This window comes from Methylomonas rosea, assembly GCF_024505055.1.
Lineage (GTDB): Bacteria > Pseudomonadota > Gammaproteobacteria > Methylococcales > Methylomonadaceae > Methylomonas > Methylomonas rosea.
On the sequence record NZ_JANIBL010000083.1, the window covers coordinates 1 to 15,327 of the forward strand.

Genomic DNA, 15,327 nt, shown 5'->3' on the forward strand with positions numbered 1-15,327 from the left:
ATGCCGGATACCATATTATTTTATGGGATCGCGTCATTAGAACCCCAGAAGAAACTGAATTTAATGTGCACTGCTCTTCTGCAAAAGATGAATCTTTTTTTGACTGGATTAATGAACTTAACCCAGAGTCCAATACATATCAATTTATAATAAAAGCAATACCTGCTTCAAATACCGAAGAATCTCTGTATACGAAACTAGATAAACTAGACAACGTAGACCAATTAGTCTCGAAATTATCAGAACTAAACAAGCAAAACATGTTACTCAAATCTAAAATTGATTGGCTTGAAAAAAATAGATTTGGCCCTTTTACAAGTTTATTTCAAAAATTAATACGTCGTGCCTAATTCATGAATGATAGCCCAGTAAAAGCAATTGCATTCTTCTTGCCCCAATTTCACCCAATACCCGAAAACGATGAATGGTGGGGTAAAGGATTCACTGAATGGACGAACGTCACAAAGGCAAGACCCCTATTTCCGGGCCATTACCAGCCTCATCTTCCTGCCGACCTTGGCTTTTATGATTTGCGTCTGCCCGAAGTACGCCAACAACAAGCCGAACTTGCCAGAAAGTATGGAATTTCCGGTTTTTGTTATTATCACTATTGGTTTAACAAGCGACGGATACTCGAGCATCCTGTTAATGAAATATTAAGCACAGGAAAGCCTGATTTTCCATTTTGTCTTTGCTGGGCTAACGAGAACTGGACTAGGACCTGGAGTGGCGGCTCAAAAGATGTGCTTTTAGAACAAAAGTATAGCCATGAGGATGATATAGAGCATATTCATTCACTTTTTAGTGCTTTTCGTGACCCACGTTATATAAGAATTGACGGAAAACCTTTGTTTCTGGTTTATCGGACAGAATTGTTACCAGACCCCAAAAAAACTGCTGAAATTTGGCGAGAAGAAGCTATTAAAAATGGTATCGGCGATCTTTATCTTGTCAGAGTAGAAAGCTTTGTAAACAACATTAACCCTGAAACTATTGGCTTCGATGCAGCAATAGAATTTGCTCCAGACTGGGCCAACCTTGGACCAAGGCTATTTAGGACTGAATTACTTAAAAAAATATCCAACATCGGATTATTCCCTAAGGTTTTTAGTGATAACCAAGTGGTAGATTATGATACTTTAGCCACCAGCATGATGCGAAAAAAAAAACCTGATTATGTAAGGTTTCCGGGAGTCACTCCATGCTGGGATAATAGTGCCAGGAAGAAAAAAAATGCTGCAATTTTTATTAACTCAACGCCTGACAAATACGAGCAATGGCTTGCAAGTTCAATTCAAAGAGCTTCTTCATTTGACTCTAAAACACCGAAATTAGTCTTTATTAATGCTTGGAACGAATGGGCAGAAGGCAATCATCTCGAACCAGATCAAAAATGGGGTCATGCATATCTCGAAGCAACATTTAACGCCTTAAATGATCCGCATAAAGAGCGAAATACCTTGCGTATTTATCCAAATCCATTGAATATATTTCATTACCTAAGATATCTATATAATAGAAACATAGGCTGGCGTCTAAAAAAATAAGTCGATGAAAAATGACCTATCAATATCGTTTGATAAATTAACGGTTATCATATTAAATTGGAACGGCAAAAAAGACACTTTGGAGTGTTTATCTTCGCTACAGCACCTTAGGCATCCTAATTTTAATATTATCGTCGCTGACAATGGTTCCAGTGATGATTCTGTGAAGACTATACGCGCCGAATATCCCGATGTCTTTATATTAGAAAATGGCGTCAACTTAGGTTTTGCAGAAGGGAATAATCGTGCCATTCGTTACGCTCTGGATCAAGGCACCGACGCTGTTGTATTGTTAAACAACGACATTATCGTCGATCCCAACTTCTTACAAGCATTTCACGACGCATATAACTCCTTGGCTAACCCAGGCATTCTGGGTGCGGCGAGCTACTATTACGATAATCCCAAGGTAATCTGGGCTGCAGGCGGTTTTTGGGACTCAACTATTCTTGATCTCAATCATATTGGTCTCGGTAAATACGAACATGAATTACCCAGCGACAAACCCTATGAAGTGGATTATGCCGTGGGATGCGCCCTGTTTGTACATAAGGATGTCATTTCAAAAATAGGTTTGATGGAGCCGTTATTCTTTTTAAATTTCGAAGAAAACGACTGGTGCCAACGCGCCAAGAAAGCCGGGTTGATTAATTATTCGGTACCAGACGCTAAAATTTGGCATAAGGTTTCTGCGTCGTTTGGTGGCGAATCGCCGTTATGGAAATATTATATGACCCGTAACCTACTTTTGTGGTCGAAACGGCATTTACCCGCTGGTGAACACCGGGATGTTATCCTAAAAACAATTAAGGCCTGTTTGCCTTCTCTTTCATTTCTGTCTTGGAAAGCACAATTAACTCTAAAACAGCGCTATTGGGCATTAACTAACTGGATAAAACAGGTATTAGACCGCTTTAAAGATCCTTTTTATATTGCTCAGTTTCATGGCATTTATCACTACTTTACTAAAAAATTTGGTGAATGTCCGCCAGAGTTAAAGATTAAACTGCTCTCTACACATTGATTTAATCTATGTCGGCTAATAGCCCCCCTCTCCCCGCTATCAGCGTCATTATGGCTGTCTATAATACCGAACGGTATTTATCTGAAGCCATTCACAGCATCTCATCGCAGTCCTTTAGCGATTTTGAACTGGTGATTGTCGACGATGGCAGCACAGACGGTAGTCCGGAGATATTAAAAAGTCTCGCAAAACAAGACCCGCGCATCAAACTCGTTACTCAAGTTAATGCGGGCATAGGCGCAGCCACACAAAGAGGAATTAACGAAAGCCGAGGCGAATATATCGCCATTATGGACTCGGACGATATTTCCCTCCCCGAACGACTGGTGTTGCAAAAACAGTTTTTGGATCTGCACCCGGATGTAGACGCGGTCGGCAGTCAATGGCGTATGCTGCATGCAGACGGGGGGGATATAGGCATAGACACACATCCGATCAACCCGGCTACGGTATCGGTATTAATGTATGCGTTTTTTTCGCTGCATCATCCAACCACGATGATTCGACGGCGCGCATTGGAAAAAGTGGGCGGATATTCTCTTGATCGTAGTTGTCTGGTTCCCGACTACGACGTATTTATGCGCATGCAACTGGCTGGATGCAAGTTTGCCAATCTGCCGGAGATTTTGTTTATCTGGCGTTTAAACCCGGCCAGCACCACGCACCACAAGGCGCGCGCCCAAGCAGCCTCGGTTGCCGATGTTCGTGATACAGGGTTTAAACAACTGCTATTGAAAGATCCTCAGCGGGCTGAGGCCATAGCAAAATCGATTGTTCACTCTTTTCCCACCGGCACATGGCAAGACGAGAGAATCAGACAACTACTGCCCGAGCGGGAACCGTCTTTGTTGTACCGCACTTGGCTAGACCTGCCTGACGATACGCCGGCAGATCATTTCAATAAGGCTCTGGTCTTGTGGTTGAAAAAACCGGATCAATATTGCGAAACCTTGCGGGAACAGCTGATCACCGACAATAAGCCTTGGCTAGCAGCATTGATCGATGGGTATCGAGGCATTGGGACGGTAGATCCAGCCCTGCCTAACGATGTGCTTACCATCAATCCCGACAATCAGATTGGAGTAAGTCTTTTTGTCACTTATAGCGGCGCTAGCGAAGATTTTAGCCAACGTCTACAACAAGCGTTCGCTTTAAAAGCTCAAGCCGCGTTTTCGATAGAAATTATTGTTGTTTCGATCAAGCCCGATCTTAGCCTGAAGCCCTTTTCTCAGTTACTTTCAACGCATGCTTGTATTTTCGACGAAGAAGATGGGCTTGCTTGGAATACAGCATTTCATAAGGCTAGCGGTCAGTACTTTGCGTACTTGGAAGATAACTTTAGATTCAATACCGATGTAATACTGGAAATCCTGGAGAGCCAAATTCAGCATAAAACCCGTATCTCATTTATGCCGGATACCCGCTATTTTGCCGACGCATTGGATGAAAATGGCCTGCCGGCCTTGGATAATTCATTTCATCCGGTTTGGACACGAAGCACTCTGCTGGGAAAAGATCGTGTACACCTTAGTAACTTTATTCATCAACGCGCTCTACTACGCGACTTCAAAGGTAATATACCGGAATTGGGTATAGCGGCCAGTAGATACCTAGGCAGATATTTGGCGATTAAAAACGACTTTAATATTATCGAAGCAGGTGTTGATTATTTTATCCCGGCAATAGGTTTAAATGAAAATCCCTTGCCTTTGTTTCAGAAATCCATAGGCGACTGGTATCTGGATTATGGTATGACTAATTTTCCCGCTCCTGTATTCCATGAAAACTTGCCTGTACCGCAAATAGAATATTATGCTAAGGCCCTCTCAACAGCCTGGTTAAACAATAATTTATATGTTCACCCCGGCAATGTATCAGTTCTGGAAAATTTCTATATTAATCGTGTCAATCTAGTCATCAGGATGCCATTGTTTAGATACTTACTGACCCGCAACAAGAAGAACTATTTAATCATCTTTTGGCATAACAAAGCTTATCTAAACGCAGCGACATCTTTGCTTTATTGCATTTATCAGACTGTGACTGTTCGCTTGTTCACCCCGCTCAAAAAATGAAGACATTACATATTTTCCATAATAGCGATTTGAAAAACGGGGTAGACAAAACCACCTGTACTTTGATGGTTGCTTTGAAAAAACTTGGTGTCGAACCAATCGCGGTGGTACCAAAAAGCGGTGATGTTACCGACTATTTGCAATCTCAAGCGATTCGTTACTGGCTGATCCCGTATTCCTGCTGCGCCAGCCGAACAGAACGAGCGCAATTTAAGTTTTATGGAGATTCTTTCGCGCAATTGGACAGTTTAATTACGCTGATCCACCAAGAATCGCCGGACATTATTCACATCAACACGGGCCACTTGTTACACGCCGGGATTGCTGCCGCACGCGAAAAAGTACCGGCCATTTGGCATATTCATGCACCGTTTGCGGAAGATTTGTGCCGCTATGAACCTATCGTTGGCGTTGGTGGTTACATCCATCTTTTAAAACAATTGAGCTGCCAAATCATCGGCGTATCCGCAGACGTCAGTAAATCGCTATCAAAGCATTTACCGCCGGAACGCATAAAAACCCTCTATAACGGCATCGACACCGAAGAGTTGGTTCAATCCGCCAAGTCGTCTTCAACCGATATTCGCGCCGAATTGGGTCTTTCCGCGGATGCCAATCTGGTGATCGGTGTCGGCCGCATCTCAGCTCAAAAAGATTTTGCAGCTTTTGCCAGGATAGCCGCCAAGGTCAGCAAGCTTAAGCCCGATTGCTATTTCATTATCGCCGGCCCCAGACAAGAACCGGGGGCTATCCGCTTGTTGGAAGACGAAATCGCGCGAGGCCAATTAAGTAACAGATTATTTGTACTCGGACCGCGAGATGACATTGCAGCCTTGGCGGCACAAAGCACTATTTTCCTCTCCACGGCAATTTTCGAAGGTCAAGGCATTGCCGCGTTGGAGGCAATGGCTTTGCATACGCCTCCTGTGGCCATGGCGTGTTCCGGACTGCGCGAGTGCATCGTTCACGAACATGACGGAATTCTGGTCGATCCGGGCGATGAAGATTCTGCCGCTATGGCTATAGTACGTCTGCTGGAGGATTCGGAATTGGCGCGAAAACTCACTACTAACGCTCGCATATCGGTGGCTGAAAAGTTTTCCAGCCGCGAATATGCCAAACAGTTTTTGAAAATTGCCGACGCAGCAATAGCATACGGTCCGGCTGCAATGTCGGATCAAGAGCTCGATTTACTGTCGGGATTATTAGGCCAAATTAACAACGCCCATCTGCGTTTATTAAATTTTGAACAACAGACCTTAGGTCAGCGTATAAAACGGATACTCTGGGAATTGCGCCAAAAGCTAAAACTAAGAATCTGACAAAACCCCTAATTGCCGTCATTTCATTTAAGGAAACTCTGCACAAGTTAATTCATCTGATACCAGTTTTGATCAAAAGTGGTATGACAAACTCACTGCGAACGAAATCAATAACATATCGTTCGTCTTTATGCCCTTGTGGGTACTGAGCCGGTCAAAGGAGTTAATCTGAACGTCCTTAAAATAAATTCCACGCAATTAATTGTTTAATTTATGCGAGCATAGCGTGCAACAAGATACTGATATATCTCAATCAAAACCGCTTATTTCCGTGATCATGCCTTGCTACAACTCGGCACATGTCATTGAAACAACTATAGCTAATCTATATCAGCAAACTTTCAAGAGTTTTGAATTGATAGTGGTCGACGACGGTTCATCGGACAACTCTCTCGATATTTTGCAGAAATTAGCCACACAATATCAAAACCTGCAAATTATTTCCCAACATAATAAAGGCCCCGGTCCGGCCCGGAATAGTGGATTAAAAGCTGCAACTGCGGAATTTATAGCGTTCCTGGATTCTGACGATAGCTGGCATCCTGAGTTTTTAGCAAAGCTTTATCAAAAACTTACAGAAAACTCTGATTGTGTAATAGCCTACTGCGGCTGGCAAAATCTGGGCTTGAGCGCCGAACAATGTCAGCCTTATATTCCGCCCGATTATCAGGAAAATGATAAATTTGCGGTTTTATTACGCAGTTGCCCTTGGCCAATTCATGCTGCTTTGACGCGAAAATCCGCCATCGATCAAGTTAAGGGTTTTAATGAAAACTGGCTAACCGCAGAAGATTTCGATATGTGGATTAGGATTGCAATGTTCGCCAAAATTGTCCGTGTTCCTGAAGTACTGGCTTATTATCATCATCAACAACAAGGCGAACAGATTTCCGGAAACAGGCTTAGGGCAATACTCAATCATTGGGGCGTGCAAAATGGCTTGCTGCGGGACTTTCCCGTAATAACAAAAACGCTGGGTAAAGCTAAAACTGATCTTTTGACAAAAGGCCAGATATTGCAAAGAGCTTATGAGTTTTATTGGAAAAACGATTTACCTAGCGCCCATATTTTATTCAGAAAATCCTTAGGGATGAGGTATTTTGGCCTTAAAGATTTAAAATATATTTTACCCAGTTTACTGCCACTATCGCTTTACTTGATTCTAGTAAAAAAAATACGGGGCTAACCTCGCCTTGCCCAATCATTTTAAATTTTCAAACCGACAAAGCTGACTATATAAAACCATCTTGAGCCCAACATCCTTATTTCGCTTCCCATTCCACGCCATGGGCACCCAATGCGAAATCCAGTTGATTGTCAGCGAACGCAAGCAGGCCAAGCGCATTGCCGAACTAGTAATCGCCGATGTTCAACGCCTGGAAGGCTTATATTCACGGTATAGGTGCGACAGTTTACTATCTAGGATTAATAAGGTTGCAGCCAAAGGCGGCGACATTATAGTCGATGACGAAACAGCCGGATTACTGAGCTATGCGGCAACTTGCTATCAACAAAGCGACGGCCTGTTCGACATAACTTCCGGAATTTTGCGGCAGGCTTGGCGTTTCGAATCCGGCCAGTTGCCTGATGACCAACTAATTAAAGCGTTATTGAAAAAAGTCGGGTGGCACAAGCTGCGCTGGCAGGCACCGGTATTGGAATTTCCGCTGGCCGGCATGGAGCTGGATTTTGGCGGCATCGTCAAAGAATATGCCGTAGACCGAGCTGCGGCGATTGCGTGGAATGCCGGTGCTCGCCACGGCTTTATCAATCTTGGCGGTGACATCAGGCTGATAGGTCCACGACCGGACGGCACCCCTTGGCAAGTGGGCATCCATCATCCCCGCCAAAAACAGGCATTGGCAACTACTTTGGCACTGCATAACGGTGCGGTCGCCAGCAGCGGCGACTACGAACGCTGCATTATCGTCAACGGCCAGCGCTATGGACACATCCTTAACCCTAAAACCGGTTGGCCAGTTCGGCATTTGGCATCCGTCAGCGTCGTCGGCGAATTCTGCGTAGTGGCCGGCAGCGCGTCAACAATCGCCATGCTCAAGGAAGAACAAGGCCCGGACTGGCTGGAGCAGTTGGCATTACCCTACTTGTGGATAGACGTGCACGGCAATTCCGGAGGCTCTTTAGCCGTTTCAGACTCAACAACACGCTAAGCTTTTATCCATTCCTGATGCAGCGCAAACTCAATGTGCCAAAAAATACGGCATATCCCCTGCCGCTGCGGCATAAGCCTTAAAACCGGCATATCAGCATTGCTCATACCCTCGGCAAGCCCCGTCGAATGCGAATTTATAACTGGCACATCTATTGCTGTATCTACACAAAATAATAAAACACTATTTTGTTGCCCGCCTCGCCCAAGCGATCTCCGGCATATCCACTAAAGACCCCGACCGATTCAAGATTTTAATGAGCTACTCTAACCCTTTCTGGAAGAGAGGCTAGAGTGCTTTTTACCAGTCGTTAACAAGCTGCCACGGATGGCGGCGCCTTATTAATCGGCCGGCCGCAATGCGGTCCGGCGACTCAAATGCAGGAAAACATCAGAAAAAGATAATGGCGCGGTAGTTGTTAAGCTATACCGCAAGATGGGATGTACGATACGCCCAGCCGTGCTGAATAGCCGCCGAGCTTCGCCACTCGGGCAATTAGAGCAAATGCTTGATCGCTTGCCGCTCTTCTTTTAACTCTGCTTCGTTTTGACGCAATCTTGCCAAACCGAATTCGTTAAGGTCCAAGCCCTTAACAATATTGATCTGCCCATCGACGACGGTAACCGGGAAAGAATAGACCAACCCTTCCTCAATCCCGTAGCTGCCGTCGGATGCTACCGCCATACTCACCCAGTCACCAGGGTCGGTGCCGAACGCCCATACCCGCATATGTTCAATTGCCGCATGCGCCGCAGACGCCGCGCTGGACTGGCCACGTACTTTTATAATTTCCGTACCGCGGTACTGCACGGTTGGAATAAATTCGTCGACAAACCACGATTGCTCGACCAAGGACAACACATCCATACCCTTGACTTTGGCATGATGTAAATCAGGATATTGTGTACAGGAATGGTTACCCCAAATCGCCACGTTTTTCACGTCTCTACTCAAAACGCCACATTTCTCGGCGACCTGGCTAATCGCACGTTTATGATCCAGCATGGTCATCGCCGTAAAACATTCCGGCGCCAAATCCGGTGCATTATTAATGGCAATTAGGGCGTTGGTGTTAGCCGGATTGCCAGTCACCAATACCTTGACATTGCGGCTGGCTACTTCATTCAGCGCCCGGCCTTGGGTGATAAAAATCTGCGCGTTATCCAATAACAAATCGCTGCGCAACATCCCCGGGCCGCGCGGTTTCGCGCCCACCAAAAAAGCATAATCGACGTTATCGAATGCCACTTTCGGATCGTCGGTAATGATGATTTTGTTGATCAGCGGAAACGCGCAATCATTCAACTCCATCACCACGCCTTGTAACTGCTTCATGGCCGGTGGAATTTCCAACAGACGCAATACGATAGGCTGATCTAGCCCCAGCAGCTCGCCGGACGCCAAATGGAATAACAAGGAATAACTAATCTGACCAGCTGCACCTGTTACAGCAATATCGACGGGCGTTTTCATCTGCGTTCCTCTTTAGTAATTGGATTCATCCACACCCGACTCAAAGGCAGGCTTTTCCAATATGACATAAAGTTTTTGAGCAAACAATCTCTAATTCCAGCTTTCCAAAACCGGTTTGGATTCTGCGGCGAGGTAAATATTATTCTGTATAATGCCCGCGGCTAACCTTCTCCCACCGGGCCACCATTTTTTATATCAGGTAGCTTAATGAAAAAATTGTTATTCCAATTCGACACCGACACCCACCCTTCGGCTTTCGACACCGTAGTCGCTTACGACGGCGGGGCGGACCATGTCATAGGTTACGGCAACATCACCCCCGACAACGTTGGCAGCTTGGTAGACGGCACGATCTTCACCCGCGCCCCCAAAGACAAAAAAAACACCGCGATTTTTATCGGCGGCAGCAATATCGAAGCCGGGCAGAGTTTACTTATTGCGGTGCAGAAGCATTTTTTTCCCGGCTTCCAAGTCTCGGTGATGCTGGACAGTAACGGCAGCAATACCACTGCCGCCGCCGCCGTTGCCAAACTGGGCAGTAGCGCCAGCCTGGCCGGCAAAAAAGCCGTGGTGTTGGCCGGCACCGGTCCGGTCGGACAACGCGCAGCAGCGATGATGGCACTGGAGGGCGCGCAAGTCAGCATCACTTCTCGGCATATTTTTAACGCGGAGAAGGCCTGTTTCGCGATGAAGGAGCGTTTTGGCGTAGATCTCACGCCAATAGAAGCCGCCGATTACGACAGTCGCGCCGCTGCCATTCAAGACGCAAACATCGTCTTAGCCACCGGTGCTGCCGGCGTCCAGCTGTTAAAACCAGAACACTGGCAAAACAATCCGCACCTGCAATTGCTGGCGGATGCCAACGCCACTCCGCCGGTCGGTATCGGCGGCACCGATGTGCTGGATCGCGGTGAAGAGCGCCATGGCAAAATCGTCTGGGGCGCCATCGGCTTTGGCGCATTAAAGTTGGCACTACACCGTGCCTGTATCGCCAAGCTGTTCGAAAGCAACAAGCAGGTGTTCGACGCGGAAATTATCTTTGTACTCGCTAAAGCCATGGCCTAAGGCGCGGCAGAATCGTTATGTCCGCCGTCCAGCCAAGTGCGCGCGAACATGCAGCCGCCATTTTTCAAGCGGGTGTCGCTGCCGCAGATCCGCATCTTGCCGTCAGGCACTTTCTTAAAGCCGATAGCGAACTTTTGCATATTGGTTCTCCGCAAACCGGCTATCGCAGCGGCGATTGGCAGCGCATTCACCTGATCGCCTTCGGTAAGGCGGCCTGCGCCATGGCGGATGCGGCACAAGCCAGTATCCCGGAGGCTTGGCTTGCCGGCAAAGGCATGGTCGTGACCAACTACGACAACATTGATGTCGTCGAAAATTGCCAAGTGTTCGGCGCCGGCCATCCGCTGCCGGACGCGGCCGGCTTGCACGCGGCAAAAACCCTTGCCACCCGTTTGAGCAACGCCAACCCCGGCGAGCTGGTGTTGTTACTGATTTCCGGCGGCGGCTCAGCACTGCTGCCCTACCCGGCCGCAGGCATCAATCTGGCGGAAAAAATCCTCACCACCCGGTTATTGCTGGCCTCGGGCGCTACCATCAATCAAATCAATTGCGTCCGTAAGCATCTATCGCAACTTAAAGGCGGTGGCCTGGCCCGGTTTGCCGCACCCGCCGATTTGCATGCACTGATTCTGTCCGACGTATTGGATAACGATTTAAGTGCCATCGCCAGTGGCCCCAGCGTGCCGGATGATACGACCTTCGTAGATGCCATCGCGGTACTCGAATCCTTCGGCATTTGGCAGCAAATACCGCTTAGCGTCCAAAAGCATTTACAAGAAGGCGCGCAAGGCTTACAAATAGAAACGCCGAAAAGCGGTGACCCGATCTTCCAACACAGCAGCCACACCTTGGTGGGCAGCAATGCCACCAGCGTTGATGCCGCAATGGATCAGGCATTCAAACTGGGTTATCAAACCCGGCTTTACAGCAAACAATTGTGCGGCGAAGCGCGTTTGGTAGCCGAGCAACTGGCGCTGCATGCGCTTAGCGTAGCAGCCGCAACGACGCAACCCTTGGCCCTGATCGCGGGCGGCGAAACCACCGTGACCTTGACAGGCACCGGCAAAGGCGGTCGCAACCAGGAAATGGCGCTAGCCTTCGCGCTGGCAGTGGAAAAACACGGTCTGAATTGCACCTGGACATTTTTAAGCGGCGGGACCGACGGGCGCGACGGCCCTACCGATGCCGCGGGCGGCATCGTGGATAACGACACTTTGCAGCGCATGCGCGACGCGGCTCTCGACCCAGACGCCATGCTGAACGATAATAACGCCTATCCGGCCCTCAAAGCCGCCAACGATTTACTACGCTACGGCACGACCGGCACCAATGTCGCCGATTTGCAAATTCTGCTGCTGCATCCCAACGCATAACCCGACCCCTAGTGAGGAGACCACATGTTTAGCACATCGATGACCATTGAAGGTTTTGATAACGAATTATTCCGGGCCATGGAACAAGAACGGCAACGTCAGGAAGACCATATCGAACTGATCGCCTCGGAAAACTACGCCAGCCCACGCGTGTTGGAAGCGCAAGGCTCGCTGCTGACCAATAAATACGCGGAAGGTTATCCGGAAAAGCGCTACTACGGCGGTTGCGAATATGTGGACATCGTCGAGCAGTTGGCGATCGATCGTGTCAAGGAATTGTTTGGGGCCGACTATGCGAACGTCCAGCCCCACTCCGGCTCGCAGGCCAATATGGCGGTGTTCATGTCGTTGATTCAACCCGGCGACACCATCCTGGGCTTGAGCCTGGCCGACGGCGGCCACTTGACCCACGGCGCCAAACCCAACTTCTCCGGCAAAATCTATAACCCCATCCAATACGGTTTGAACAAGGACACCGGCGAAATCGATTATGAGCAAGTCGAAGCGCTGGCGCTGGAACACAAACCCAAGTTAATCATCGCCGGCTTCTCGGCTTATTCGCGCATTTGGGATTGGCAACGCTTCCGGGACATCGCCGATAAAGTCGGCGCTTATCTGGTGGTGGACATGGCCCATGTCGCCGGCTTGGTTGCGGCCGGTTTGTACCCCAATCCCGTACCTATCGCCGACGTGGTCACCAGCACCACCCACAAATCCCTGCGCGGCCCACGCGGCGGCTTGATTCTGTGCAAGAGCAATCCGGATCTGGAAAAAAAGATCAACTCCAACATCTTCCCCGGTATCCAGGGCGGCCCGCTGATGCACGTTATCGCCGCCAAAGCCGTAGCCTTTAAAGAGGCCTTGACCCCGGAATTTAAAACCTATCAGCAACAAGTCGTGAAAAACGCCCAAGCCATGGCCGAAGTGTTTATCAAACGCGGCTTTGACGTAGTCTCCGGCGGCACCGACAACCACTTGATGCTGGTGTCGTTAATCCCGAAAGGCATCACCGGCAAAGCCGCCGATGCAGCCCTGGGCCGCGCGCACATCACTGTCAACAAAAATGCCGTGCCCAACGACCCGCAATCGCCGTTCGTCACCAGCGGCATTCGCGTCGGCACCCCTGCCCCCACCTCGCGCGGCTTCAAGGAAGACGAAGTTCGCCAAGTGGCGGAATGGATGTGCGATGTGATGGATAACATTGAAGATGAGAGCGTGATTGATGCGGTTAGGGAAAAAGTGCATTTGTTGTGCGCGCGGTTTCCGGTTTATGCAGCGGCTTAGCATTCCGACATAGACTCAAAGTATCCGTTTATTCATCCCATCAGCCAGATGTCGTTTTTGGAATTTTGACTATTCTTTGGCTGTTGGCTTAAAAGAACCGATACCTTAGTCTACAACCTAGCCTTTCAGATCATAGTAATCATGTTTTATTCAATTAAAGACAAGTTAAACAGATACCGGTTTTCTTACACGTGTAGACAGGTGTTCAATACGGCCCCGGTTACTGCCGGCACAGACCAACCGGTAGCAGTATTGACCCAGTTACAGCACAAAGATCTGACTATGTTTCTGGTGGCTATCAAAACTTTCGCAAACAAAGTGCCGTTAGCCAAAATATTTATCATCAACGATGGTAGCCTGACAGCGGCCGATCAGACAGTGCTTCGCAGTCACTTGCCGATAGCTGACATTCACGACCGTACGCAATTTTCCGCAGCCGGTTGCCCATCGGGTGGCTGCTGGGAAAGGCTATTGGCCATTGCTGATTTTGTTAAAGACTATTTTGTCATCCAACTCGACAGCGACACTCTGACATTAACGGATATGCCTGAAGTGAACGAGTGCATAGCCACGAATACCGGCTTCGTGATTGGCACTTGGGATAATCAAGAAATTGAAAGCATGACGGTTTCCTCCGAAAGAGTACAAAAAAATAACGCGCCGACTATGGATTCGCACGTGCAGATGCTGGCTGAATCGCGCTTTATAAACCTTGATTGTGAAAACTTACGGTACGTCAGAGGCTGTGCCGGTTTTTCAGGCTTTCCGAAGGCATCTTTCGATAAACAATTTATCGTCGACTTCTCGCAGAAAATTGAAAAAGAAATTGGCGCCAAATGGCACCAATGGGGTAGCGAGCAAGTAATGTCCAATGTGGTGGTGGCGAATCTGGATAAATCTATAGTTTTACCGCACCCCAAATATACTGACTGCGGCAAAATGAAAATCCCCGGAACTTGCTTTGTACACTTTATCGGCGAATGCCGGTTTAAAACATCTCGCTACGCCGATTTGGCAAAAAACGCAATCCAGGCGTTATTGGGATGATGTTGCCCGCTGAATCTTCAGGTGGGCATAAAACCGTGCCTACTCTACGGAACTTAGTCTGATGTTGTGTCGCTATCGCGACCGGTATTTTTAATGTCGGTTCTAGGACCGACGGCCGAGAAGCTTTCGCTACGAAAACCATCCTTGGTTTTCGCCCTTCGGGCCAGCCTATCGGCTGTTCAAATTCAATCCTGGCGAATTTGTGCTAGCCCAAAGAAAAGTATCCAAAAGAATGGGTGGCCCAAATGCCGCTTGTTCCCTGCGTTCCTCGCTTATGAACGGGATCGCCGCAAGTGGCTTCCTGCCCCTTCGGCAACGCGATGCGTCCCTGCATCGCCCCTAACGAGCTAATCCGTTCAAAAGCTGCGGTGCTCAGCGCGGCATACGGGATGAAGCATTTCTCCAAATTTAAAGCTGCAATTGATTTTATATATTAGCTAAGCTGAGGTGGTTTTAATCAGCTAACCAAAACAGCAAATTTATTTATGGAGGATTTATGAAAACAGCCTGGGTTTTTACGTTAACTACGCTTCTAACGGCTTGTTCAGCAACCGATATGCGGCCTCACCTGGAACAATCGATTGGAGATATTCCAAAAACTCAGTTTTCCACCGCTAAAACTGTGGAAGAGATTAGGAATTTGCGCCCACAGGCAACTATCCCATTAAAAATCGCGGTAGTGCCAGCCAACCGCCGTCGAACGGAAATTTCAAAAGAAGAGCAAGAGGCTATAAAGTCTTGGGGCGAAAAATTTAAGGCGTTAGGCTTTGTCAAAAGCTTTGAAATCGTTCCACAATCCTTAATATCAAATTGTGGCTATCAAAGCGAAGGCGGTTGCTTCTCCAACGAATCTCGCCTAGCCGGCGCAAGAATGGGAGCCGATGCCATCTTGTTCGTTAACGATAATACGGATACTGATTCATACGTAAACCCATTAAGTGTATTG

The 15,327-nt window shown here is 47.9% G+C and carries 12 protein-coding genes and 1 pseudogene; 12 read left to right on the forward strand and 1 reads right to left on the reverse strand.

What is annotated here, in order from left to right; translation table 11 throughout:
- The 7 genes from NP589_RS19740 to NP589_RS19770 all read left to right on the forward strand — a co-directional run.
- The coding region (locus NP589_RS19740) for a hypothetical protein (RefSeq protein WP_256608505.1) at window positions 1–350 on the forward strand (350 nt) is incomplete at its 5' end.
- Window positions 351–353: 3 nt separating this feature from the next.
- Window positions 354–1,547, forward strand: a complete 1,194-nt coding sequence (locus NP589_RS19745; RefSeq protein ID WP_256608506.1) for a glycoside hydrolase family 99-like domain-containing protein — start codon at window positions 354–356, stop codon at window positions 1,545–1,547.
- 4 nt (window positions 1,548–1,551) lie between these two features.
- Window positions 1,552–2,571, forward strand: coding sequence for a glycosyltransferase family 2 protein (locus NP589_RS19750; protein ID WP_256608507.1), 1,020 nt, complete (start codon window positions 1,552–1,554; stop codon window positions 2,569–2,571).
- 8 nt (window positions 2,572–2,579) lie between these two features.
- Window positions 2,580–4,646 carry a glycosyltransferase family 2 protein gene (locus NP589_RS19755; RefSeq protein ID WP_256608508.1) on the forward strand — a complete coding sequence of 689 codons (2,067 nt, stop codon included), beginning with the start codon at window positions 2,580–2,582 and terminating at the stop codon, window positions 4,644–4,646.
- Entirely contained in the window at window positions 4,643–5,968 is a 1,326-nt protein-coding gene (locus tag NP589_RS19760; protein WP_256608509.1) for a glycosyltransferase family 4 protein, read from the forward strand. Before NP589_RS19755 ends, NP589_RS19760 begins: the two co-directional genes overlap by 4 nt.
- Window positions 5,969–6,194: 226 nt before the next feature.
- Window positions 6,195–7,154 (forward strand): glycosyltransferase family 2 protein, encoded by a 960-nt coding sequence (locus NP589_RS19765; protein ID WP_256608510.1) that lies wholly within the window; start codon window positions 6,195–6,197, stop codon window positions 7,152–7,154.
- Between the two features lie 100 nt (window positions 7,155–7,254).
- Entirely contained in the window at window positions 7,255–8,139 is an 885-nt protein-coding gene (locus tag NP589_RS19770; RefSeq protein WP_256608516.1) for an FAD:protein FMN transferase, read from the forward strand.
- Between the two features lie 495 nt (window positions 8,140–8,634).
- On the opposite strand, the gene NP589_RS19775 is transcribed toward NP589_RS19770, so the two are convergent.
- Window positions 8,635–9,612: a malate dehydrogenase gene (locus NP589_RS19775; RefSeq protein WP_256608511.1), complete on the reverse strand. Its 978-nt coding sequence runs from the start codon at window positions 9,610–9,612 to the stop codon at window positions 8,635–8,637.
- 207 nt (window positions 9,613–9,819) lie between these two features.
- On the opposite strand from NP589_RS19775, the gene NP589_RS19780 reads away from it, so the two are divergent.
- From NP589_RS19780 to NP589_RS19800, 5 genes and pseudogenes are all read left to right on the forward strand, one after another.
- Window positions 9,820–10,677 carry an NADP-dependent methylenetetrahydromethanopterin/methylenetetrahydrofolate dehydrogenase gene (locus tag NP589_RS19780; RefSeq protein ID WP_256608512.1) on the forward strand — a complete coding sequence of 286 codons (858 nt, stop codon included), beginning with the start codon at window positions 9,820–9,822 and terminating at the stop codon, window positions 10,675–10,677.
- Window positions 10,678–10,694: 17 nt separating this feature from the next.
- Window positions 10,695–12,050 (forward strand): glycerate kinase type-2 family protein, encoded by a 1,356-nt coding sequence (locus tag NP589_RS19785; protein WP_256608513.1) that lies wholly within the window; start codon window positions 10,695–10,697, stop codon window positions 12,048–12,050.
- A 24-nt stretch (window positions 12,051–12,074) separates the two neighbouring features.
- The gene (glyA, locus tag NP589_RS19790) at window positions 12,075–13,334 is read left to right on the forward strand and encodes a serine hydroxymethyltransferase (RefSeq protein WP_256608514.1); all 1,260 of its coding nucleotides are present in this window, start codon (window positions 12,075–12,077) and stop codon (window positions 13,332–13,334) included.
- Window positions 13,335–13,652: 318 nt separating this feature from the next.
- A complete protein-coding gene (locus tag NP589_RS19795; RefSeq protein ID WP_256608515.1) occupies window positions 13,653–14,381 on the forward strand; it encodes a hypothetical protein in 729 nt (242 codons plus the stop codon).
- Window positions 14,382–14,877: 496 nt separating this feature from the next.
- Window positions 14,878–15,327, forward strand: a pseudogene (locus tag NP589_RS19800) (hypothetical protein); the annotation flags it as partial.

Excerpts from the sequence above, each read along its gene's own strand:
- NP589_RS19745 (WP_256608506.1), top strand. The coding sequence starts at position 354 with ATGAATGATAGCCCAGTAAAAGCAATTGCATTCTTCTTGCCCCAATTT.
- NP589_RS19750 (WP_256608507.1), top strand. The coding sequence starts at position 1,552 with ATGAAAAATGACCTATCAATATCGTTTGATAAATTAACGGTTATCATA.
- NP589_RS19755 (WP_256608508.1), top strand. The coding sequence starts at position 2,580 with ATGTCGGCTAATAGCCCCCCTCTCCCCGCTATCAGCGTCATTATGGCT.
- NP589_RS19760 (WP_256608509.1), top strand. The coding sequence starts at position 4,643 with ATGAAGACATTACATATTTTCCATAATAGCGATTTGAAAAACGGGGTA.
- NP589_RS19770 (WP_256608516.1), top strand. The coding sequence starts at position 7,255 with ATGGGCACCCAATGCGAAATCCAGTTGATTGTCAGCGAACGCAAGCAG.
- NP589_RS19775 (WP_256608511.1), bottom strand. The coding sequence starts at position 9,612 with ATGAAAACGCCCGTCGATATTGCTGTAACAGGTGCAGCTGGTCAGATT.
- NP589_RS19780 (WP_256608512.1), top strand. The coding sequence starts at position 9,820 with ATGAAAAAATTGTTATTCCAATTCGACACCGACACCCACCCTTCGGCT.
- NP589_RS19785 (WP_256608513.1), top strand. The coding sequence starts at position 10,695 with ATGTCCGCCGTCCAGCCAAGTGCGCGCGAACATGCAGCCGCCATTTTT.
- glyA (WP_256608514.1), top strand. The coding sequence starts at position 12,075 with ATGTTTAGCACATCGATGACCATTGAAGGTTTTGATAACGAATTATTC.